The sequence below is a fragment of the Paenarthrobacter sp. AR 02 genome, assembly GCF_021538675.1.
GTDB lineage: Bacteria > Actinomycetota > Actinomycetes > Actinomycetales > Micrococcaceae > Arthrobacter.
In genome coordinates, this window is the sequence record NZ_JAJUKH010000003.1 from 161,589 (window position 1) to 184,537 (window position 22,949).

A 22,949-nucleotide genomic window follows, 5' to 3' on the forward strand; every position below is an offset into this window, starting at 1 on the left:
GTCAATTCAGCCACGGCCAAGAGCACGGATTGGCGTCCGGATCGTGATATTCCGGACGCCAACCCGTGGGGCACTACTTGGTGTCGGCCTTGGCCACGGCAGGCTTCGCCGAACGGCTGCGGAAGAAGGCAGCCCCGCCCAGGCCGAGTCCGGCAATGCCTGCGATCAGGCCCGCCCAGCTGCGCGCCTGCGAACCGTCGTCGGATACTGCAGATGCTTGTTCGGTGGAGACGGCGGGTGCCGCGTGGTGGTCTCCTGCGGCATCGGCGGCCGTGATGGTGACAGAGGGCGCGGGAGCCTTGAGCTCGTGCTCATCCTGGCCCTCCTTGGCGATTTCGGACCAGTCCGTCTGCCCCTGCTCACAGGTCTGGAGCGTGGGGAAGTAGATCGTCTTGCCTGCGGCATCCGGCAACTTCACTGACAAAACCAAGGCGTCACGCAGGTGTGGGTCCAAGGGGGTCTTGGCGGTGTAGACGATCTGGCTTGTGCGCTTGGTGATGGTGGTGCCGTCGTCCAGTTTCTTGGGCTCCGCGAGGGTCTCGCTGACCTTTTCGACCGTCCAGTTGGGATTCACAGTGGGCTGGGCGTCGGTCAATTCCTGGGGCAGGTTGATGGTCACCTTGGTGGTGGGGGAGGTGTCGCAGCCATGGGGAATGCCGAACGTCACCAGCGCGTACGAGTTGGCAGCGGTCTTGTTCGGATCGGCGGAAACGTGTGCGGATGCTCCCGCGAGGCCAGCCATCATCAGGGCGGCGGTTCCGCCGGCTATGGCGGTTGCGGACAGGGTACGACGGAGCGAGGACGTCTTCATGGGATTGCCTTTCGGGTGCGCTGTATAAGGCGCGGGGGTACGGGTATGGGGCCCGTCACCATGCAAGGCTTGTGCACGCTTTGCAGCGTTGGTGCCGGGCGGAACTAGGAAAGCGCGACGACGGCGGGAGGCCCGCGTCTGCTGTCTTGCCTGAGGTTCCGCCAAGGGCGGGCAATGAATATGGTAGGCGCGCCGACGGCGATCGGTGACGCTCCGGCGTCGGGCCTGAACACCAAAGTGGGCAGCGCGAGCAGTGGCCGCAACCATGCGGCCAGCTGCCAAAGCGCGTCCTCGCCCTTGGCCAGCAGGATAGCGGAGCCTACGACGGCAGCAGCGTGTGCCAGCAGCATCAGGACACCAAACGTGCCGCTGAGTTCATGGACGTGGGCTGATGCAATGTCCAAAGCCGGGGGCGGGGTTTCCGCGCCGAGGTGGTGGCTGGTCCCGGGGGCTGCCGCCACGATCGGCCCGAGGGCCGTGAAGGCCTCGTGGAGCGCGAGTTGGCCCGCGCCCAAAAGCGTGACCAGAGTGACGACGTTGAGTTTGAACCGTGTGGCCAATGTGGTGGCCAATGCTGTCAGCGCGATAAGCGCGATCAGGACCGGGGCCGTGGGGAGTTCTCCGCCACCTGCGACGTGCGCTCCGGCTGCCAACAGGACAATCACCAAGGAGATGATGCCCGACCGGAATGCATGGAAGGGCGCCCGGGTCTGCGATGCGCGCACGGGTCCTCCTCCATATTCTCTGATCGCCGGCGTTGTCAGCGTCTTGATTCTATCGGGAGTTCGGAACCACCTTGGAACCGGATGGGTTGCTATGTGGACAACGGTGCCGAGGGGTTGGATCTCGCGGCTTTAGGGGCTCTGAAAACCGCGGGAGCTAACCCCTCGCGCGTCGAACAAACGTGGGTTGGGGAGGTTCGGGTATGTCTGTGGCCAAACCGGAACGCCGACGGCGGAGCTCCAGTTTCAGGCTCTCCTCGCCGCGCGCCATGGCCCAGTGATGGTTCGCCGAGAAAGCCGGTTTGAGGAGCCAACTGAGCCGGCGAAGAAGCGGCTTGGCCGCGCTGACCCGCCAGTCGTAGGTGATCACAACTTCCGGTCCGTCGGCCTCGAAGGTCCAGCGGCCGGTGCCATTGAGGTCCCCTGCGGCGGTAAGGGCGAAGCCGTCGGTTGTGACGGGTTCAGTAACAGTGAGCCGCCAACGCAAGGTGTAGGGGAGCCAGCCCTTGGTGTGGAGGTCGTACGAGGCTCCAACTCCGTCGGGTCCACCCGGAGTCAACGGCGTCACAGTGAGGTAGACAGCGGGCCACCATTGTTTGAGCGTCGCAGCGTTGCCGAGGACGTCCAGAACTTCCTCGCGGGTCCCCGCCACCCGCCAGACTGTGACGAACTCATAGTCAGTGCTTTTGCTTGTTCGTTGCGGTGACTTGCCCATGGTTGCCTCCGCTTCCCATGGTAGCGAGGGGTTGGATCTCGTGGCATTGGTTGGCTTGAAAGTCTTGAGAGCCAACCCCTCACGCGCAAGCTAGTCCCCGGCGTTCTCCCGGGACGTAATGCCGAACGGCGCTGACTGAAGCTCCGTGAAGTTCCCAACACTGGCCCGCACGGTGCACTGCGGGGTGATCTGCAGGGCCGTGACCGTGAGCCCCGAGCTGTCTACGGCCAGCGCGCCGCCGCAGCCATCGGCGAACCGCAGGCCCTTCTCCCCGCCGGTCACCGCTGACAGCATCTGGGACGGTTTGCCCGATGAAGGACTCACGTAGAGCGGATTCAACTCGTCGGCACCGCCGGCCCACACGGGAACCAGGGTGATCTTCAACGGGCTCGGCGTCACAACCCTGGCAGGCGTGCGAACCTCTACGCCCTTGAGGCGTTGCACGGGGTAAGCCGTACCCTTGACCGCCGGGTCCTGGGTCGCGGCCTTCGTTGCCTCGGAACCTGAGCGCACCCACGCATCGAGTGACTTTTGGTCCGCGGGTGCCACCGGCACCTTGGCAGTTGTCTGGACGGACCCACCTGCGGGGACCTCCACCCCCGAAAGCTTCCACCCGCACTCAACGTCCACGCCGCTGATGGAGGCCTGGTTCCGGCTCACGGCAGCACCATCCCACGTGGCAGCCGGGCAGGTATCTCCCTCCGCCAGCCCCGGGATGACCTCAAGGAATTCACCGGACAAGGGTGCCTTCTGCGCCGAGTAGGACACCGTCAAACGGACCTGCCCGGAGGACGGTTCATACGTGGCGCTTCGTGAAATGGTGAGACCGGTCGGCAGGGCCGGGTCCTGCAGTTGAGCGGAGAGCTGTTGGCCTTGAACCGCAGGTGCTGCCTGCTGGGTTGTGGGGGACAAGAGGAAGAAACCAGCCACCATCGCCACGATCAACAGGACTGCACCACCTGCAAGAAGCAGCGCTTTGCGGGTCCGCCAGAAAGGAGTCGCGTCAGGGGTTTCGGACCGTTCGACGGCGGTGGACGGCACCTCGTCACGGCGTGGCATGGGCCGGACGATCGTGGCGTTGCCCGCTTGGCCGAGATCCGGGGTTGCGGCATCGAGGCTGGAGGGAGGCGCAGTTGCCAAGGCTTCAAGATCGTCGTCGGTAAATGCCCCACGCACCACCGTGGCGTGACGTTCGACGTCGTCGAATTCCTCGGGTGCCTCCCCAACGGGGAGCGGTTTGATGCCGGCAAGGCGGGGCGCCAGGCGCCGGAGGGTCGCCGCGGCTTCGTGGGCTGTGGGGCGCTGGTCAGGATCCTTGGCCAACAACCGCTCAAGGACACTCCACAGGGCGTCCTCCACCGGAATCCGTGGTGGCCGCGACGAGACGTGACGGTATGCCACGCTGAAGTCTGTACCAGGACCGGCGAAGGGAGTCCGGCCGGCGAGGAGTTCGTAAAGCAGAACCCCAGTGGAGTACACATCGCCCAAGGGCCCGGAACGGCCTTGGCTGATGAGTTCGGGCGGCATGTATTGGGGTGTGCCGATCAGGCCGGTCGTTTGACGGATCTTCTCGCCCACGACGTCGGAGATGCCGAAGTCGGAAACCCGCACATCCCCGGACCCACACTCGGACCACGGCTTGGTGAGCAGCACATTGTCAGGCTTGATATCCCGGTGCGTGACACCCCGTGAGTGGGCAAACGCCAGGGCATCGAAGATCTCGGCTGCGACGTTAACGGCGTCTTGGGGAGGCAGCGGTCCGGCGTCCTTAACCACGTCGCGCAGCGAGCCGCCGGCGACGTAGTCCATGACGATGGCAAGCCGTTCACCTTCAACCACCATGTCGCGGACCGTGACGATGTGGGAGTCCTGCAGGCCGAGCAACACCGATCGCTCGCGGACGAACCGTTCCACCAGGGATGGGTCATCGGCGTGCTCGGGGCGCAGGACCTTGGCTGCCAAGGTCCGGCCGTCCGTGGAGGTGACCGTCCAGACCTCGCCCACCGCGCCGGAGCCCACCCGTTCTCCGAATCGGTAGGAGGCTCCCAACGCCTGACCAGTTTGTGCCATCTGCATGTCCGTACCCTCCCTAGCTGCCCGGGCTTATTGACTGGATCAGCGACATCTGCCCGCCCACCCCTAAGTACCCGCGTCCGGCGGTCAATGCTACGGGCGCCTTTCGCGGAAGAGTGGCACCCAGCAGTTCGCCGTCGTAATTGACGTCCGGCTGGAGAAGCACGCCCAGCCGGGACTTGCGGATGGACTTGGTCCAGTGGCTGTACAGTCCGCGGAGGTCAGCGGCACGACCTGAAGCAATGATGCAGAGTCCCGGAGGTCCGGAGGCCACGATTCCCGCGATGGACTGATCGGTGTCCTCGAACCGTTCGGCGTCGTCGATCAACAAAAACACCGGGGCGCGCTCGATCCGCAGGGAAGCCAGCAACGCCGGAATCTCGTCCGTCCCCACGGCTGTACGGTCCAGGTCAGCACTGGCCAACGGTGAGCGGCGGTCGCAGATAGCCCAGACCTGCGCGGGTCCCCGGGAGGTGGCCGCGCCCCGGACAGCATCGGCCAGGGCGAGGAGCAGGGTGGATTTTCCCGAACGGGCCGGTCCGGCGATCAGGGCATGCTCACCCTCGTAGATTTCCAGGAAGGCAGGGGCCAGGTCCGTTTCACGGATTCCCACCGGGATGTGCCAAGGCTCAGTTTCGAGTTGTGGTTTCACGCCCAGATCGGCCATGGTGACGTCGGTGGGCAGGCTCCTGATCGCCGTGGTCTTGGCGGGTGCGTCCCCCCAGATCTGCCGCACACGGTCCACGGCCGCCTCCAGGCCGATTTCGGGCGTTGCAACATGCATTTGCAAGGACGTACGAGGGTCCACGCACCGTCCGGGGAGCGCCGCGGGAACGTTCTTCGCCCGGACGCCCAGCGAGGAGTAGTCGTAGTTGTCGGCGAGCCGGAACAGCCATTTCTGCAGGGTGACCTCGTTCATGACAGAGGGAACGGCCTTGGCACGGGTAGTGGTCACAGCAAAGGACAACCCGAGGGCCGGCCCGTCCGCGTACGCCCGGTACAACAGGCCCAGGAGCTGCTGCCCTTCAAAGTCCTGGAACTCATCGCGCAGGGATGCCAGGCCGTCAATCAGCACCACGGTCCGGCGATGCGTACCCGGCGCTGCCCTTCGGCTCTCCAATTCAGTGTTCAGGTGCCGCAGGAAGCGCGCTTGTTGCTCCTTGGCACCGGCGCCGGTTCCCACATATGCCACCGCGTGGGGCAGGCGCTTCAGTGATTCGAGGTCCCCGGATCCCATGTCCAGGATCATCAGGTCAAGATCTGCCGGATCGGCGTCCTTGGCAAGGGCAAGGGCGATGGACGCGAGGGTGGTGCTGGTACCGGAGCCGGCAACGCCCATCAGCATCAAATTCCCAACGGACATGTCCCACCCGGCCGCGGACTGACGCTGCAGCTCCGGTTCATCCAGAAGGGTGACCAGGACGCTGGACCCTTGCACCTGCCCGACCCTTGGAAGGTCAACGGTTCCAGTCCCTGTCGCAGCGGTGTCCGCCATAAATCCTTCCAGCTCAACGCGTTCGCCCAATGCCTCCGGCCAGACCTGGCGGGGAGGGGCGTAGCCGGCCTCAGCGTTCGCTTCGACAACGGCGTCGATCAGGAGGTCCAGGTCGTTCTCGTCCGAGGCAGCAGACCGGGCAAGTGCCGGTGCGGGCGCGGGGACGCCGAACTGCCGGATGTCCCGGACGTCGACGGCGGGACCGCCGTCGAGCTGCGCCTGTCCGGTGACCAGTGCGGTCTGGACGGGCGTGATGTCGTCCTGGCCAAGCTTCACGAAGGCGCGCCCCATCTGTGCCCGGCCAATCGCGGACGCGGCGGGTACTCCGATGACGTTGTTGGAGTCATCGCGGCTCTGGACACGCAACGCCACGCGGAGGTTGGTGTTGGCGAGGATGTCATCGCTCACCACGCCCGCCGGACGCTGGGTGGCCAGGATCATGTGGACGCCCAAGGTGCGGCCCACTGCGCCAATGCTGACAAGCGCAGTGAGCACATCCGGGAATTCCTTGGCCAGCATCGCGAACTCATCGACTACCAGCAGCAGGCGGGGCATCGGCTCGGCCGGGTTCGTCGCCAGGTAGGCGCTGAGGTTGTCGATCCCCTCGCCTGCCTCCGCAAAAACCCGTTGGCGGCGCTCCATCTCAGCCTCCAAGGCGATCAGGGCCCGGTCTGCGAGTTGCTCATCCAGGTTGGAGATGGTTCCGATGGTGTGGGGGAGGCGTTCGCAGGCTTTGAAAGCGGCGCCACCCTTGAAGTCGACCAGGATGAAGTTCAAGCGGGTTGGATCGTTGCGGGCAGCGAGGCCGGCTACAAGTGAGCGCAGGAATTCGGATTTGCCGGATCCGGTGGTGCCGCCCACCAGACCGTGTGGGCCGTCCTTGACGAGGTCCAGGGTCAGGGGCCCGTTTTCCCCGGTGCCGATAGGTGTGGAAACGCCCGAGGGCGCCTGCCACAGACGGCGAACCGTGGCTGCGTCGGGGCGTTCGTAGCCCAGGAGGCCGGGCAGCCGGACCAACGAGGGCAGGGAGGCGCCGGGGACGCTGAGCTCAGGGTCGTCAAAATGTGCCAGGCGGGTAGCGCACCGCAGGGCCTCTTCCTGGTCGAGGCCCGCCAGGATGACGTCCTCCACGCGGGTCAGGTCCTCGGGCTGGTCCACCGTTGCGGCGGCGTCGGCACCTACCCTGATGATGGTGGTGCAGGAGGCAGGCAGTTGCTCCTCGGACGTCGCGATGACGATTCCAGCCACGCGGGGCGGGCGCTTCTGCGGGTTGACGTGGCCGCCGGGAACGGAGCGGCCCATGCCGAGCAACGCACGGGCCGGAGCATCCCTGCCCTCGGTCAGCACATCGGAATCCAGGACCACCATGAGCGCCGGGGTGGGCAGTTCCTCCACGGAATCCTTGAGTGTCCGCAACATGGCAAGGCTGGTTTCACGATGCGCTGACATCCAGCGCTCGCCGGTGCTGCTGCCTGTTTGGCGTGTGTGCGGGAGCCAGGACGCCCATTCCCATTCGTCGGCCCGCCCGGCGTCGCAGAACACACCTATGGTCAGGTCTGCCGGACCTACATGCACCGCGGCCTGGGCCACCAGGGAGCGGGCCAACGCCAATGCTCCCTCCCGTGAACCAACAATGCCCACCACGCCGGCGTCGGTCAGGTCCACCAGCACAGGGGCGGCCAGCAGCCTCGCGGCCGAAAGTGTTTCCTTGACCTTTTCGTCCGGGCGCGAGCCCGCGGCCCGATCAACTTCCGGCTTCCACGGCACGTCACCCGTACCTGCATGCAAGGCCAGGAAGTCGTCTGAGTCGGCACGTCGCTGCCACAGGGAAGTGGCCGGAAGGGCCGGACGCCGAACCACTGTTGCAGGATCGGGGACCATCCGGTGGCGTCGTGCAGTTTCCACTTCTGCGGCTTTGCGGACCTGCTGCTCAAATTCCTTGAGCGCACCATCGAAACGCTCTGCCTCTTCCTTGAGGCCGCGGGCGTGGCGGCGCTTCTGCTCAAACCACATGCCCACCGCCATCACCGGGCTGAGCATGGCAAACATGGCGAAGCGCATGTCCTTGAGGATCATGACCATCGCGACCGCCATGACCAATGGAGCCAGCACAGTGATGTAACTGAATTTGTTCGCCGCCGGTACGTCCTTGCGGGCCGGGGGAACCAACGGATCACCGGCCGGCGCGCGCCCGGGGCGCGGTGGCCTGTTGAACGGGGCCGTTGATGCGGGTGTCAGGTTATGCAGGCTGCCGGGTGCCGGAGCGGGCGTCTCTTCCAACGCCGGGCGGAGGAGCAGGACCGTTCCGCCTGCCGTGATCGTGGCCGTTTGCGTGACAAGGACTCCGTCCTCGCCTACAGGTTCCCCATTGACCAACGTGCCGTTGGTGGAGCCGCCATCCAGCACACGAAGCGCGTCATCTTCCTCGCGGTGGATCCGGAAGTGATCCCACGACGCGCTTTCGGTGGGGAGACTCAGGTCAGCGTGGGGCGACCTGCCGATCAGCATGTCCCGGTTCCGGGGAACGTCCACCACGCCTCCCGTCCGCTGACCGCCGGCCAGCGTCAGGGTCCAACCGCGGACACGCTGCGGCACCGGCCACGGCGCACGGGAGATCCGACTGCCTTCCAGCAGAATCAGCTCGGACAGCGGCGTCGCCCCACGCACCTCTGTTTCATTGACAAACACCGGCTCATCAGGAGCAACCCGTGGTCCGCCGGCGGCCTCCACGAGGTCGGACAACGTGGTGGCGGGCGCGGCACGGGCAACCTCGCACTCGAATCGACGATCGTCCAGGTCGATCAGCACACGCACCGGGAGCTCCTACTGTAGTGGTTGGTTAAGGGTTGGCTGGTGCCGGTACCCAGACGAGCCGAGGCGCCTTCTCGTCCGCCGGACGAAGACCCAGATCCTGGGGAGAGGCGTAGACCGGAGTTGCTTCAGCGGTCAGCGCCTGCGATCGCGTGAAGTCCAGGTCGGGTCCGGCGAGGCCTTCCCCGGGGCCGAAGGACAGGGTGCGCAGCGACGCTGCGACCTTCGACGGTTCCTTGCTCCCGGCCAGTGCACCTGCCCGGACCAGGGCCACGATCGCGTCATGGCTGCGCGCATCAGCGGCCCAGGCGTCTGCAGAGAACGGGTTGTCGTCCGTCAGGTTCTTGATCTCCGGATTCCCTGTGGCCAACCTGATGCCGGAAAGGAAAGCGGACATTCCGCGTCCCTGCGCGTCCTGCTGGAGGGCGATTGCGTCGCCCGTCGCTGCAGCAACACTGATCAGCTGACCGGAAGCTGTGCCGTCCAGCTCGGAAAGCGAGGACGCGAACGCGGGGCTGGTGGCGCCGTCGGGAAGCACCAGCGGCACTGACACATCACGTGACTGCAGGGCCTGGACCAGCTTCGCCAAACGCTGCGGCGTTGCCGCTGACACCACGACGGCGTCCGCCGGGTTCGCTGTCCGGATGCCTTCAGCGCCTGCCGGCGCATCCTTCGACGGCGGACGGAGCTGGTCACCTGTACGGATCGCCGCTTCCTGGGCCAGGCCAGCCGCGTCGGGGAAGCCCTCAAGTGCCAGTGTGTCGGCGACAGCGACGGACGCGGGGGCCGGTCCGCCGTCGTTGACCCACAACACCCGGTTCTTGCCGTTCAGGGCTTTTTGGAGGGCGCCCTCCACCGAGGCTGCTGTTGAGCCGGTGGTCCAGGTTGCTTGTCCCGGTTCGGACGGTTGTGCGTACGGCAGGATCACCGGGACACCCCGCTCCTCGGCCGCTTTTGCAGCCGCAACGGCCTGCGGACCGGTGCTCGCCACGACGACGCCGGATACTCCCTGATCCGCCAACGCCGCGACGGCGGCGCGGGCGCCGTCCTCCGTGCCGCGGTCATTCTGGGTTGGAAGGGCGACTTTTGCGCCACTTTGGCCGAAACGCTGAGCTGCAACCACCGCGCCCTGTGCTGCGCGGTTGTATTCGGTGCCGGGCTCGCCGAACTGGCCGAAGGTCATGACGACGCCGATCGAAAAGTCTGACGGCAGGCCGTCAGCCTTCAGCGCTACGGGAACCGTGGCGGCAACGGGATCGGGCCGCGGCGCCTCCGCCGGGCGGTTCAGCGTCAGGGTCAGGACCACGGCGGCAGCAACCACGACGGCGACTCCCGCAGCGATCAGGGCGAGGAGACGGTTCCGGGGGCTCATGCCGCGCCGCCGATCTTCAGTGTGTACAGGGTTTGGGAGGTCGCACCTTCGGGAACTTCAAGCTTGAACGGTGGCAGTTCGTCCATGGCAGTGAGAGAGGCTTTGAACTGTGCCTGCCGAAGCAGGAGGCCCGCGACATCGCGTGAACGGATGTTGGCGTAGCCTTCTGCGTTTTGGGAGGCCAAGGCCAACTGGAAGTCGGCGGTGTCCGCTTTCGCCGCACTGGTTGCCATGGAGCCGAGCAGACCCGATCCGTTCACGGAGCGGTCGCCAAGATCCAGCATCACTTTGTTGAGGCTGGAAGCCAGAAGGGCGCTGGCGCCTTCAACGTCCCGGGTGGACCCTGCCGTGCTGGAGGCGATGTTGTCCAAGGAAGCCTTGGTGCTCTTGGACACCGCGGCCGCGAGTTCACCGCTCTGTCCCAATAACTCGTCCCGCTGCTTGTTGACGGTTCCCTCGGCATCCTTCACAACGTCATCCGAGGTGGTCTTCAGCCCTGAAATGGACCGGTTGAACGCGGTGGTGACGGCCTCGGAGCTGGCGGCCCCGATTTCAGCAACCTGGCGCACTTGTTCGCCCACGGTTTTGTAGACCTCTGCGGCGGTTTCAGCCGAAACGTCGCGGAGTGACTCTTTGATCTTGTCGCCGAGCATGTCCTGCTGCTCTTTCAACTTCGCAAGCGCTGTTGTCACGGAGCCGGAGGAGTCGATCGCTTTGGCGAGGGCAGCGTCCAGGGACTCAAGTCCCTTTTTGGTGCCGTTGACGCTTCCGGTTGCGGCGCCGTCGAGCGTTTTGACTGCTGACTTAACCGCTTCGAGCTTGGTATCGGCATCGTCGAAAGTGGTCCCCAGGGCTGTGAATGCCTGGCCAATCGCCTGGTCAGCAGCGGTGGTATCGGTGGCTGCAAGGATTTCGTCCCAGGCAGCTGACTGGCCCTCCAGCCGGACGTCAAGAGGTTCCTTGAAGCCCGGGGGCGTGTTCAGCTGGGGTGAAGGATTGCCGTTTGCATCGGTCGGTTCGCAGGGAACCGAAGTCAGGTAGGAGCGCAGGCGCTCAACGTCCTTGGCAGAGAGCTTGCCCTTGCCGGGGATGAGGCCGTTGTCGGACAGTTTGCAGAGTTCATCAGCCAGTTTCTGGTTCTGCTGTAGCATGGAGCCGTTCAGCCACGATCCCTGGCCCAATTCGCCCTTGGCCGTCTTGGCACGCGTGGCGATGGTGAGCAATTTTTGCCTGAGGGTATCAACGCTGTTTTGGGCCGCTGTGGCGGCTTTACGGGTCGCGGTTGCAGAGTCAGTGGACGACTTGATCGCCGCCTCCAGCGCCGCGAGTGCCTTGCTGTAATCCTGGGACGTCCCGGAGCCGTCAAGCATCGCACCGAGGTCGGTGCGCACCTTTTCAAGTGCGACGGCGGAGCTCGCCTGGTCTTTGATCGCGCCTTCAATGACCTGCGGCTGAAGGCCGGAAACCAGTTCGTCGCCCTTCTGCACCAAGCCCAGAAGCGCACCGGTGACAGTCACGGCCGAACCGTAGAGTGAACACGTCATGGAACCCTGTGCTGCGCACTCGGCCTGGCTCGGGTTTTCGGGACCCATGGTGGCTTTGAGGGCGCTGGCTACGGTGTCCCGGCAACTTGCGCTGACTTTCGCGTAGGCATCCAGTTGTGAAGACATGGTGAGGACGCTGGAGTACACCGTGGCCGCGGGTGCCGCTTTGGCCACTTCAGCGGTGCAACCGTCACCGGTGATGGGCGCTACCGGGGGTGTGGCGGAGGTGTCGCCAAGCATCGCGTCCACGGCAGAGACCGTCAGCTTCAGCTGGGACATGGTGGTGGACTGGGTGGCGTTTGTTGATGCCTCAAGGTCCGAGCCCAGAACCTTCAGTTGCTGCTTCAGGTCATTCATTGTCCCGGCCAAGGCCTGTGAGTTGTCGCGGAGCTCGCCCGCTGTCTTGGCTCCAAGGGTTTGAGACGTTGCCTGCAGGTTACGGCGGACCTCGGTGATGGTGGATCCGGCCTTCGCCAGGACCGTGTTGACGTCCGATACCACCGAGATGGTGCGCCGTTGAAGTTCCATCTCCGAACCCGAACCCGAGGAAAACGCGCTGGCAAGTACTCCGTTGGCACTGAGGTCCGTGTTCAGGCCCGGCTGCACGGCCACATCGATTTCGGGAACCTGGAAGTCTTTCACGTCCGCGGCGAGACGCAGCGTGGTGCTGGCACCGGAGCGTGGGGGAGCGAGCACGGTGGCCCATTGGACGACGGTGGCGCCATCCTCGGTGCTGCTCAGGACACCGTTGGTCCCGGTGGCGCCATCGGCAGAGCCCGGAGTGACGTCGTCCGCCCGGAGACCCGGCAGTTTCGTCGATGCGGCGACGGTCAGTGGCGCGCCCACCAGAGCGGTGTCGGAACGGGCCTGGCCTGCGGCGTCGTACTGGATGGTCTGTGGCTTGACGGTGAGGTTCTCGAGCGTCAAGTTGATCTCCACCGGACCGGTATGGCCTTTGAGCTCGGCGAGGTCGGAGCCCGACTTGTCTCCGGCGCGGTATTGAAGGCTCACCCGGACCGGTAGTTCGCCCACTACTTGGGCGGCGTCGTACGTGGCGTTCTCCGCAGAGGATTCCCCCGTCGCAGAGACCGAGATGGTGGTGCCTTCTACCGTGTGCACTCCCGCGGCGGAGGACAGGCCTACGCGGACGCTCTGCAGGAGCTTGACGGGGTTCTCCACCGGCTCGGGCTTGGGAGTCGGGGTGCATGATGTTGTCGCGATCATTCCCAGGGCAACCAATGCGATGCCAAGAGCGCGACCCGGAGGGATGCGACGCCCCGGGTTGTACTGGTCAAAACTAGCCTGCCTGGGCATGGATCGTCCCCCTCATTCCGTTCACGGTGCCGTGAGTATCATACGGGGTTGCGCTGGCGAATGGACTAATCGGGTCCCTGAGCGTCACTGCAGGTTACGCCACCCAGCTGTTTTCCACAGTTTGTTTGTCTGGTTGTTGGATTTATTGGGTGGTGTTGGTAGTTTGGTGGCGTCTGTTGCCGGGCTTTGGGTCTGGTTGTGAAGCGATTGTTCTTATTGGGAGGAAAGTTCTATGTCGCGTGTGTTGTCTACTGAGCAGGCCAAGGCTGCTATTGGTCAGGTGCAGTCGATTATTACTGGTGGTTTTACGGATCAGATTTCGGCGTTGGATGCGCAGGGTCGTGTGTTGTCGGATCCGAATGTGTGGGATGGTCCGTTGGCTGCTGAGTTCCGTGGTTCGACGTGGCCGGAGACGAAGGCTGCGTTGGATAAGGCCAAGGAGGAGTTGGAGCAGTTGCGGGGTCAGTTGCAGAAGATTTCGCAGGATATTTTCTCTGCTGGTGGCGGGGCTTGATTCGTTTGTTGGTGTGAGTGTGAGGGGCCGGGTGATCGTGCTGCGCTGAGGTTGCGGCACGGTCACCTGGCCGTTGCGCTGTGTGGTTGTGCTGGTTTGGGTGGGTTTGTTGGTTGTGTTCGCGTTCTTGTTCTGTGGGGGGCTGTGGTTGTGACCGAGTTCGTTGAGATGCCGTTGTTGCCTGATTCCGGGGCTGGTCATGGTGGCCGGTTTGTGTATGGGGTTGCTGAGTCGGTGAAGGGTGCTTTTGAGTCTGCGGCGTCGCGGGTTTTGGAGCTTTCGGGGTCGCGGGGGCCGTTGGTGTCGGGGGCGGGGGAGGATTTCCGGGGGCATTTTTCGGAGGTGTTTGCCGCGAACGCGGCTACGGCGTCCCGGGACGCGGAGTCTTTGGCGGCGGCGTTGCGGACGGTGGCGGGGTATGTGGGGACGATGATTTCGGCGGCGCGGGACGAGGATGACCGGCGGCGGCGGAATAACGAGTGGGTGCGGCGGCATAACAACCGGAATTGGCTTGAGCAGTTCGGGGACAGTCTGTGGGGTGAGGAGGCCCGTCCGAATATGGAGCCGGGCAGTGCGCCGTCGTTCCCTTCTCCGTCTCCGGTGCCGGGGTCCCGGGACACCCCTGGTCCGGGTGGCGGGTTCGGGGGTGGGGTGTCTTCGGCGCGTCCGGAGTCGTTGCGTTCGTTCGCGGCTGGCTCGCGGGGCCTGGATGAGGGTGTGGCGTCGGTGCCGGGGTCTTTGGAGGGGGAGTTGTCCTCGTTCGCGGGGCAGTGTTCCTGGGGCCGGATCGAGGCGGCTGGTGTGGTCGCGGCGTTCCGGCAGTATTTGCGGTTGAATGAGGCGGACGCGGCGTGGGCGGTGGTGGTCGCGGACGCGTTCGCTGCTGCCGGCAGCGAGGGCGCGGTTTCGACCCTGTCGGACGCTGCGGTGAACGAGGCGTTGGCCGCGGCGGGGGTTTCGGGGACCCGGGCCGGGTTGGTCATTGATCCGCCCACGGCGGCCGGGGCGATGCCCACGAGCGGGTATGCGAATGATCCGGTGAACACGGCCACGGGGAACTTCATTGAACCCGAAACCGATTTGGGGTTCGCCGGGGCGGGAGCTGACCTGGCGGTGACCCGGATGTATAACTCCCTCGGTTCCGGCCTGGACACTGTTGGGGTGTTTGGTCCGGGGTGGGCCTCGGTGCTGGATCAGCACCTGGTCATGTCCGATGAGGGGTGCCGTTGGGTGCTGGCTGACGGCCGGGCGGTGGACTTCCCCCGCGAAGGGGCCGGCTGGGCCCGCGCCGTCGGGGAGAATTACTGGCTCACCCGCCACCCCGCCACGACACCGTTCCTCGGGGAGCTGACCTCGGTGCCCGAAGGCGTCGGTGAGGTGTTGGTCGTGGCCGATAACCAGGGCGCCTGGTGGGCTTACACGACCGGCGGGGTGTGGCTCGGGACCGGGGCCGGGCCCGGCCGGACCATCTCCGCCCACCGCCACACATCATCAGGTTCTGCCGCGGACCGCGGTGACGGTCTCGATGGTGGGGCGGGGGTGGTTGTCCGGTTGGTGCATGTGCGGGGCCGGTTCGTGGAGTTTGATTACGTCGACGGTGTTGTTGGTGTGGTGCGTTCCTCGGACGGGCGCCGGGTGCAGTACGGGTACGACGCCGAGGGCCGGCTGACCAGTGTGGGCACGGAGGCCGGCACGCGGGTGTATGAGTGGAACGAGGCTGGGCTGATCTCCTCGGTGGTGTCTGCTGCGGGTGTGGTGGAGGCCGAGAACACGTATGACAAGCACGGACGTGTCATCATGCAGGTCACACAGCATGGGCGGCGGACACGGTTCGCGTATTTGCCGGGCCGGGTCACGGTGGTCTCGGATGAGGACGGGTCCCGGTCGAACTCGTGGGTTGCGGATTCCAAGGGCCGCCTGGTGGGGGTCCTGGACGCGGAGGACCGGCGCCAGTCCATGGCCTATGACGGGCACTCGAATCTGGTGTCCTTGACGGAGCGTGATGGTGCGGTCACGGTCCACGGGTATGACGCACGGGGCCGGAAGACCCGCACGGTGACCCCGGAGGGCGCTGACCTGACATATGGGTGGGACGACCAGGACCGTCTGATCACCTTGGTGACTGCTACCGGCGCGACCGTGACGTATGAGTACGCTGACGAGCTGTCCCGGGACCCGTCCGCGGTCGTGGATGCGTTGGGTGGCCGGACCGTACTGGGGTGGCGGGACGGGCTCCTGACCCAGGTCACGGACCCGGCCGGGGTCACGATCGGGTTCGAGTACGACGACTTCGGTGACCTGACCGCGACCCGCAACGCCGCCGGCGATGTGGCCCGGATCATCCGGGACCAGGCCGGGCGCCCGGTCACCGCGGTGAGCCCGTCGGGGGCGGAGACACGGTTCAGTTATGACGCTGCCGGGGTGTTGGTGCGGCGGGTGGACCCGGACGGGGCAGTTTGGTCTTTCGAGCATGACACCGCGGGCCGGACCACCGCGGTGATCGCCCCGGACGGGGGCCGGACCGTGTTCGGGTACGGGCCCCATGGTGAACTGGTGAGCACCACGGACCCGCTCGGCCGGGTCGTGGAGCGGGTGTTTGATGAGCTGGGGAACCTCACGGCCGCGGTGTTGCCGGACGGGGGTCGGTGGGGGTTCACCCACGACAACCTCTCCCGGCTGGTCTCGGTCGCGGACCCTGCCGGGCATGACTGGGTGCGGGAGTACGACACGGTCGGTGCGCTGACCGCCGTCGTGGATCCGACCGGGGTCCGGACCGGGGCGGTCACCGACCGGACGGCCGGGACCGCGTCCCTGACCGACGCCTTCACCACCACCGCCTTCAGTTTTGATGAGTACGGCCGCCCCACCCGGGTTGAGTCCGTGGACGGGTCCGCGGAGTTGGTGTCTTATGACGCGGCGGGGAACCCGGTCGAGTTGGTTGATGGTGAGGGCGGGTTGACGGTCCTGGGCCGCGACGCGGCGGGGAAGATCACCTCGATCACCTCCCCGACCGGGGCCGTGACCCGGTACGAGTACGACTCCTGCGGCCGGCCGTGGAAGAGCATTGACCCGGCCGGGGCCCTCACCGAGCTCTCTTACGACCCGGACCAGCGCCTGACGGCGAGGAGACTGCCGGGCGGGGAGGTCGAGACGTTCGTCTACGACGCCTGCGGCCGGTTGACCGCCAGGCACACCCCCGGGGAGGGCACGGCCCGGTACGGGTACGACAAGTGCGGGCGGCTGACCTTCTCCCAGGATCCCTGGTACGGGACCCGCCGCTTCACCTACAACACCGCCGGGGAACTGGTGGCCACGACGAACGGGGTGGGTGGCAGGACCCTGTTCGAGTACGACACCCGCGGCCGCCTCACAAAAATCACGGACCCCACCGGTGGGGTCACCACTCGGACGTACACGGCCACGGACCAGGTCGAGACGGTCACTGACCCGCTCGGCCGTGTCACGACCGCCAGGTATGACCCGGCCGGGCGGCAGATCTCCCAAACGGACCCGGACGGGCACACGACCACCTGGACCTATGACACGGCCGGGCGGGAAGCGACCACCTCGGTGGACGGTGCCCTGGTCACCGCCATCGAACGCGACCTTCCCGCCCGCAGGCTCGTTATCACCGACCATACGGGCGGGGCCGGGTACGCGGTCGAACACGAACTGTGCTTCGACCGCCGCGGGCACCTCACCCGCAAGTCCACCGGTGACCAGACACTGACGTGGGAGTACGACGGGGACGGGAACCGGACCGGTTTCACCACCGGTGCCGGGACCACCCGCTATACCCGTGACCCCGCCGGCAGGGTCACGGCCGTGTCGAATCCGTTGCTCGGGGATGCCACGTTCACCCACGATGCCTCCGGGCGCATCGTTTCGGCGACCGCCGGGAAGTACGCGCAGTCGTGGGTGTACCGGGACGGGGCACTGATCGAGCACACCCGCACCACCACCGATGACCCGGGGTCTGCGGACGCGACCCTGATCGGGCGTGAGGACGGCGGCAGGATCACTGCCCTGTCCCGGGGCGGGGTCACCACCCGGTACGGGTACGACACCGCCGGGCAACTCACCACCGTCACCACCACCGAAACAGGAACCACTTCTGCGGTGGTGGGGTGGGAGTACGATGCCGGTGGGCGGCTGCTGAGCGAAACCACCCCCGCCGGGGCCCGCACGTTTGAGTACGACGCCGCAGGCCAGCTTCTTGCGGTGACGGAACCTGACGGTTCTGTCACCGAGTACGTGTATGACGGGTTGGGGCGCCGGGGCAGGGTGATCGGGCCGGACGGGTCCTGGACCGAATACGCCTGGGGCCCCACCGGCTACCTCACCGGCACCCTCGCAAAGAACCGTGACGGGGCCGAGGTATCCCGGCACCGGTTGCACGTAGACGCGCTCGGTGAACTCGCCGCCGTGGACGGAACCCGGTTGTGGTGGGACACCGCAGCACCCGTCCCGACCCTCGCCGCCGCCAACAGCACCCAGGTGTTGTCCCTGCCCGGCGGTGTCACCGGCATCGGTGACGCTTTCACCGCGCCCGGGTGGCGTGCCGCCCGCCCCACCGACCAACACGACCCCTGGGCCGTCCTCGGCACCCCCACCACCCCCACCCCAGGTAGCCCGGTAACAAACGGTGCCGGGCCGGCTGGTGCCGGTGTTGGCGCCGGGCTGGGTGGTGTGTTGCCCGCCGGGATCTCCTTGACCGCCGGTGGCGGGATCGGCATCGCGGGACTGGAATGGCTCGGCGCCAGGGCGTATGACCCGGCCACCCGGGGATTCCTCTCCACCGACCCCCTCGCCCCTGTCCTCGGCGCGGGCTGGGACGGGAACCCCTACGCCTACGCCGGAAACAACCCCCTCAACACCACCGACCCCACCGGCCTGCGACCCCTCACGGACGCGGACCTGAAAGCCTACGACGGCTCCTCCCGCGGCGCCCTCGCCGCAGCAGGAGACTGGTGGAAAGATAACTGGGAATACGTGGTCGGCGGTGCCGCTGTGGTGGGTGGGGCCGTGTTGATGTTCGTCCCCGGCGGACAAGTCGCGGGCATGGGATTGATGAGCTTTGGCGCCGACGTCGTCATCCAAAAAGCAACCACCGGCCAGGTCAACTGGGCCCAATCGGCTGCTATGGGGGCCGTCGGCTTGCTGGGCGGTGGAGCACTGGCTGCCGGACGAGCAGCCGCTGCCACGGCTTCCTCTGTTTCCAGGCTGGGAAGTTATGTTGCCGTGAATGCTGGTGTCAATGGTGCCGCCGGTGCTGTCGGAGGCGGGGCTACCTATCTCATCAAACACGGTGGTCGAGTCGACAGCTGGAGGGGTTTAGCCGGGTCTGTTGTCGGAGGGACCGTTAGCGGTGCCGTGGGAGGCTTGGCAGGGCCGGCCGGTGGAACGCTGGCGCGTGCAGGTGGCTACGGCGCCTACACTCTGACTGCCGCTGGCGCGAGGCCGACTCTTCAAGCCGCCGGGGCCACTACACTCCTCGGAAGCGGAGGCGCGATCGCTGGTACGGTCACCGACAAGTTCATTTCCGGGGAATCGGTGAGTTGGGGAGACGTCGGCTGGTCCGGCCTCACCGGCGGAGCTCTGACTCATCTGCCAGGCGGGCCCTCGGTCTCCAGTACACTCCAACAAGCAGCGCGGACGAACGTCAGTACTGTTACCGGGCTGATGAGCGGCGGACCGAACTCCCTCGCGCTTGTTCGTTCATCATTATTTGGCGCTACAACAGGATCTGGGCTGGATATAGGCAAGTTTGTGGTTACGGGAAATTAGGTGACGGAGTTCTATGAACAACGGAGAGTCTGCTCAAGTGCGTGGTGCTGGTGGGCCCCGTGAATTTTGGTTGAGGATGTCGATCCCCGCTGTCCTACTGGTGCTTTTGTTGGTTTTGTTGTTCGGATACTGGCCCGGCCAGAACGTGACAGCGTCGGCTTTGGTAGTGGCACTGGGCTTGTTGTTGAGTGGCGGGGTTGGGATCTTCACTGGGGCCAGAGGTCCGGGGTGGGCTATATATGTACTCATTGCGCTGGCTATGGGACTTCTGCTCGCGATGCCTGATCCGTGGCGGGGTCTTGCTCTGGTAAGTGGTCCTGTGATGGCTATCGGGTACTCGATGGGCAGGGAGATCGCGTTCCTGCGTGCAGGCATGAGGGAAAAATTTTCGCCGACCACGTGGATTGTTGCGGGCGAGTCCATCTCCGATGTGAACGCTGCCAAGAGGAGCGCGCTTGCACGCCTGGGAGAATGGAAGAGTCTTAGTGATGGTCGATTCCTCGTTATTCTGGGCCACCGGCGCTTCGAGGCCTGGGGTGACGCCAGCGAAGGATATGTTGTCCACGTAATTGACGACGAACGTGATGTATCAACCATGCGTGTACTGACCCGTGTGCCCCACCAGAACGGAGAAATCCCTGTGGCCTTGGACAAGCAGGGCTTGGTTGGATGGGTGCCCCGGAGCGTCAACGTCCCCACGTCGGTGGCAGAACAAGCTCTCGATGGATTCTTCGAGACCCAAGGGGCAAAAGCTCTAGCCGGATGGGAGTGGGAAGGGGGCCCTCAAGCTCAGGAGCTGCGCTTTCTTTAGAAAGGCGGAAAACGAACTCGGAGTCCGCGCCGCGTCTTGCGAGCTGCGTGGGATGCATCCTCAAGGATTACGCGGACGGCTCACTTCATTCTACGTGCCGCCGCGGCCTCCTCAACCGATAGTCCGCCGGAACCGGGACCGGAACCGGGAACGGGGCGCAGGTCTTGTCGTGCAATGAAGTCGTAAAGCAAGGAACAGGGGCGCCACTGTGGTAGATGATGAGAATGGTGCAAAGGGGAATTCGGAGGCAAAGGATGATTTGACGGAGGAAGATCTGCGATTGGGAAGGAAAGCTTGTAGATATATAGACATTCTCTGCGTGATTGTCGCATTGCTTTGTGTAGGTATTGCAGTGTTTGTATTCACTCACGTCTCTTGGGATACGCGAATGCCCTACAATGGCAGGTTTGATCGCTCCGGCAATGGGATTCCAATGCAGATGGCCATGCTCATTGTGTTTCTTGTGCTCTTCCTCTTTTGGCGGTCCGGTAGAAAGCCCGATGCGCACCGGATGAGAAAAGGATCTCGCATCGGGACCTACATTCTAGGAACAGCGATGATCATGGCATGTCTTGCTGGCCAGTGGGTTATGGGTCAGTCCATCCTCACTGCTGGTGGTTACTTAGGGAGTTAGTATTTCTTTTCGTTTGTGGTGGCGTGAATTTCCGGCCTTGGGTGGAGACGGCATCTCGTTGAGGTCGCTTTCCGGGTTTGGATACGTCGCCGCGGGGCCGCCATCGCTGTGGGTGTGGTTCTGATGTTCACAGGAGGTGGGGGCCAATTGGAATGGCCCTGGTCGGAGCAGCTGCGGGTGTGAATACTGAAGTATTGAAGGGAGCGAGGGGTTGAGCACAAATGTCGTTGTTGATAAGTTGTGGAAGCGAACTAAATGATCCCGAAGTTGAGGGTGTATGTGCCCAGCAAGCGAGTCGCTCCTGAATGGTATTACTGGACCGGCGCCATTATACCGGGAATTCTCATGCTGGTTCTGTGCGTGAAAAGGACTGAAGAGTTTGGAATATCCGTGTGGATTGCTAACAATATTGTCCTTATCGCTAGCGCCCTTGGCATTGGATGTGTAACGTATTGGAAATCCAACTTCGCCGCCACGCTGTCGTTTGCTGCCACCATCATCTTAGGCAGCTTAGCCTTCGCAGCTCTTTCTAATGTTATCCCGGTGATTGGCTTGACGGGGGGTGCGCTGTGGACGGGCTGTCCTCTTGGCCTATTGGTTGGACTGACACTGACCGCCGGAGAAGAGCGTTAGCGCTCAGCTGGTGACCGTACTTGTGTTCCGGGCTCCAAATGGCTTGAGTTGCCAAAAGGAGGGTCGGCGGGGAGGTCTAATGGAAGGAAGCATTCGATTGGAGAAAAAGACAAGTAACTACCTGGACATCATGTGTCTATTTGGTTTCTTGGTGAGCGCTGGTATTACTACATTTGTTTTCATGAATGCTCCGTTGAGTGCTGAAGTGGCCTATCATGGCGGATCGATTCCCGCAGTCCTACTTCTACTATTGTGCGCACTGGGTATACTAATGTTTTGGATTTCTGAACGGCTATTGACGACCCATCCTACTCGTGGCCAGGCGCGTGCGCTGGTTTCTATTTCGGGCCCGGCTACCATTCTGGTGTGTATTTCCTTCCAGGCATTTCTAGCCGTGATAGTGCTGGATGAGAGTGGATATTTTAGGTGAGTAGCACGCTGCTGCTCATCAGTTTTGAGGGTCGGGAGGCTTGCCTTGACGACTGACGCGATGCTGGGATAGCTCGAGTCAAGGCGTGCCTAACCGGTGCACCCGGGCAGTTCTAAAGATGCGTGAGGTTTCCACTTCCGACCCGTGGTTATTCGTTCTGCTCATTCAAATTATCTTCTACGGATGTGATTATTGCGGCGCAGAACGATTGCATGTGGAAGATAGTTGTTTGTTGGTTTCTATAGATAGTTTCTGGGAAGGACATGAAGACAGATGGATATTAAGACTGCTGATTCTGCAGGCGGAGGCGTAGCGGAGGTTGCAGGTTCGGGCGAGCTGGTTGGTCCTCTATATGGCGCATCGTTTGGTAAGTCGGTGAAGCGGTTCTTTGCCAAGTATGCGAAGTTCGCTGGTCGCGCCTCGCGGAGTGAGTTCTGGTGGAGTCAGCTTTTCGTTTTCCTGGTGATGGTTGTCCCATACCTCATGATGACCATCGGGTTCGTGGCCAGTACTGCCTGGGCTCAGCAGAACCCTAAGGTGCAATCCATGGGTTTCGATCCGGCCACCGGGAAAGAAGTGTTCTATGAGGCCGCTCCTGGTATTGTGAACGCCCCGACTGGAGGCCTCATGGTGGCAGGTTTCATTCTCGTCGTCGTTCTGGGGCTGGCCATTGTGGTGCCTCAGCTGTCGTTGCTTTGGCGGCGTTTGCATGATGCAAATCTTGCGGGTCCGCTTGCGTTCGTTGGGCTTGTTCCGATGGTCGGCGGACTGGCTGTTTTGATTCTCGCGCTTATGCCGTCCAAGGCGGAAGGCCGGCGCTTCGACCCCCGCTGACGGGCGACGGCAATACTCCTCACTGCGTGAACGGCGCCAGACCGATGCGTTCCCGGTGCAATTGCGGAACAGCCAGATGCACTTAATCCAGCACCATCCAGTTACAGGCGCCGGTGTGACAGGAAGACGATGTCCAAGAGAAATAGACCTTCTGAAGGCAAGGCTCCCAGGCGGAAGTTTCAGAGGCTATGGCAGGTAGCAGGAGTCCTCATACTCCTCGCGGGTATCTTCGTTCTCCTCATTCCAGTATGGGACTCCATTGCCGTAGAAAGTATTCGATGCGAGGTGGTTTCTGCTGAGCCGCGTACGAGTTCAGGCGGTTCGAGGGGGTCGGCATCTACTGCCGGTGTTTTAGTGCAGACTTCTGATTGCGGAAGCATCTCGGTGTCCCAAGGAGTAACTTTCGAAAACAAAGAGAAGATTGCGTCGTTTTTCATAAAAGGCAGCGT

General features: G+C 64.0%; 14 protein-coding genes. 6 read left to right on the forward strand and 8 right to left on the reverse strand.

Going from position 1 to position 22,949, the window contains the following annotated elements; all coding sequences use genetic code 11:
- Positions 1–73: 73 nt before the first annotated feature.
- The 7 genes from LRQ04_RS10020 to LRQ04_RS10050 all read right to left on the reverse strand — a co-directional run bounded on the left by LRQ04_RS10020 (position 74) and on the right by LRQ04_RS10050 (position 12,857).
- Positions 74–811 carry a YcnI family protein gene (locus tag LRQ04_RS10020; RefSeq protein WP_235519945.1) on the reverse strand — a complete coding sequence of 246 codons (738 nt, stop codon included), beginning with the start codon at positions 809–811 and terminating at the stop codon, positions 74–76.
- 104 nt (positions 812–915) lie between these two features.
- Entirely contained in the window at positions 916–1,536 is a 621-nt protein-coding gene (locus LRQ04_RS10025; protein WP_235519946.1) for a hypothetical protein, read from the reverse strand.
- A 154-nt stretch (positions 1,537–1,690) separates the two neighbouring features.
- Positions 1,691–2,248 (reverse strand): SRPBCC family protein, encoded by a 558-nt coding sequence (locus LRQ04_RS10030; RefSeq protein ID WP_235519949.1) that lies wholly within the window; start codon positions 2,246–2,248, stop codon positions 1,691–1,693.
- A gap of 90 nt (positions 2,249–2,338) precedes the next feature.
- A complete protein-coding gene (locus LRQ04_RS10035; RefSeq protein WP_235519950.1) occupies positions 2,339–4,318 on the reverse strand; it encodes a serine/threonine-protein kinase in 1,980 nt (659 codons plus the stop codon).
- Positions 4,319–4,337: 19 nt separating this feature from the next.
- Positions 4,338–8,630: an FtsK/SpoIIIE domain-containing protein gene (locus tag LRQ04_RS10040; protein WP_235519952.1), complete on the reverse strand. Its 4,293-nt coding sequence runs from the start codon at positions 8,628–8,630 to the stop codon at positions 4,338–4,340.
- A 25-nt stretch (positions 8,631–8,655) separates the two neighbouring features.
- Positions 8,656–9,999, reverse strand: coding sequence for a hypothetical protein (locus LRQ04_RS10045; protein WP_235519953.1), 1,344 nt, complete (start codon positions 9,997–9,999; stop codon positions 8,656–8,658).
- Positions 9,996–12,857: a hypothetical protein gene (locus tag LRQ04_RS10050; protein ID WP_235519954.1), complete on the reverse strand. Its 2,862-nt coding sequence runs from the start codon at positions 12,855–12,857 to the stop codon at positions 9,996–9,998. The genes LRQ04_RS10045 and LRQ04_RS10050 overlap by 4 nt, the downstream gene beginning before the upstream one ends.
- 232 nt (positions 12,858–13,089) lie before the next feature.
- Here LRQ04_RS10050 and LRQ04_RS10055 point away from each other — a divergent pair, with 232 nt between their 5' ends.
- Positions 13,090–13,371: a hypothetical protein gene (locus LRQ04_RS10055; RefSeq protein ID WP_026547649.1), complete on the forward strand. Its 282-nt coding sequence runs from the start codon at positions 13,090–13,092 to the stop codon at positions 13,369–13,371.
- 197 nt (positions 13,372–13,568) lie between these two features.
- Here LRQ04_RS10055 and LRQ04_RS10060 read toward each other — a convergent pair whose 3' ends face one another.
- Positions 13,569–14,423: a hypothetical protein gene (locus tag LRQ04_RS10060; RefSeq protein WP_235519955.1), complete on the reverse strand. Its 855-nt coding sequence runs from the start codon at positions 14,421–14,423 to the stop codon at positions 13,569–13,571.
- Here LRQ04_RS10060 and LRQ04_RS10065 point away from each other — a divergent pair.
- From LRQ04_RS10065 to LRQ04_RS10085, 5 genes are all read left to right on the forward strand, one after another.
- On the forward strand, positions 14,410–19,158 hold the full coding sequence (locus LRQ04_RS10065; protein WP_235519956.1) for a DUF6531 domain-containing protein: 4,749 nt from the start codon (positions 14,410–14,412) through the stop codon (positions 19,156–19,158). The two genes, LRQ04_RS10060 and LRQ04_RS10065, sit on opposite strands and share 14 nt — an antisense overlap.
- A gap of 76 nt (positions 19,159–19,234) precedes the next feature.
- Positions 19,235–19,969 carry a hypothetical protein gene (locus LRQ04_RS10070; protein WP_235519958.1) on the forward strand — a complete coding sequence of 245 codons (735 nt, stop codon included), beginning with the start codon at positions 19,235–19,237 and terminating at the stop codon, positions 19,967–19,969.
- 889 nt (positions 19,970–20,858) lie between these two features.
- Positions 20,859–21,236: a hypothetical protein gene (locus LRQ04_RS10075; protein ID WP_235519959.1), complete on the forward strand. Its 378-nt coding sequence runs from the start codon at positions 20,859–20,861 to the stop codon at positions 21,234–21,236.
- Positions 21,237–21,315: 79 nt separating this feature from the next.
- A complete protein-coding gene (locus tag LRQ04_RS10080) occupies positions 21,316–21,666 on the forward strand; it encodes a hypothetical protein (RefSeq protein WP_235519960.1) in 351 nt (116 codons plus the stop codon).
- 273 nt (positions 21,667–21,939) lie between these two features.
- Positions 21,940–22,500 carry a DUF805 domain-containing protein gene (locus LRQ04_RS10085; protein WP_235519961.1) on the forward strand — a complete coding sequence of 187 codons (561 nt, stop codon included), beginning with the start codon at positions 21,940–21,942 and terminating at the stop codon, positions 22,498–22,500.
- The last annotated feature ends 449 nt before the right edge of the window (positions 22,501–22,949 follow it).

Coding starts and splice junctions, on each gene's coding strand:
- LRQ04_RS10035 (WP_235519950.1), bottom strand. CDS start 4,318: ATGGCACAAACTGGTCAGGCGTTGGGAGCCTCCTACCGATTCGGAGAA.
- LRQ04_RS10080 (WP_235519960.1), top strand. CDS start 21,316: ATGGAAGGAAGCATTCGATTGGAGAAAAAGACAAGTAACTACCTGGAC.
- LRQ04_RS10075 (WP_235519959.1), top strand. CDS start 20,859: ATGATCCCGAAGTTGAGGGTGTATGTGCCCAGCAAGCGAGTCGCTCCT.
- LRQ04_RS10030 (WP_235519949.1), bottom strand. CDS start 2,248: ATGGGCAAGTCACCGCAACGAACAAGCAAAAGCACTGACTATGAGTTC.
- LRQ04_RS10070 (WP_235519958.1), top strand. CDS start 19,235: ATGTCGATCCCCGCTGTCCTACTGGTGCTTTTGTTGGTTTTGTTGTTC.
- LRQ04_RS10050 (WP_235519954.1), bottom strand. CDS start 12,857: ATGCCCAGGCAGGCTAGTTTTGACCAGTACAACCCGGGGCGTCGCATC.
- LRQ04_RS10020 (WP_235519945.1), bottom strand. CDS start 811: ATGAAGACGTCCTCGCTCCGTCGTACCCTGTCCGCAACCGCCATAGCC.
- LRQ04_RS10085 (WP_235519961.1), top strand. CDS start 21,940: ATGGATATTAAGACTGCTGATTCTGCAGGCGGAGGCGTAGCGGAGGTT.
- LRQ04_RS10055 (WP_026547649.1), top strand. CDS start 13,090: ATGTCGCGTGTGTTGTCTACTGAGCAGGCCAAGGCTGCTATTGGTCAG.
- LRQ04_RS10045 (WP_235519953.1), bottom strand. CDS start 9,999: ATGAGCCCCCGGAACCGTCTCCTCGCCCTGATCGCTGCGGGAGTCGCC.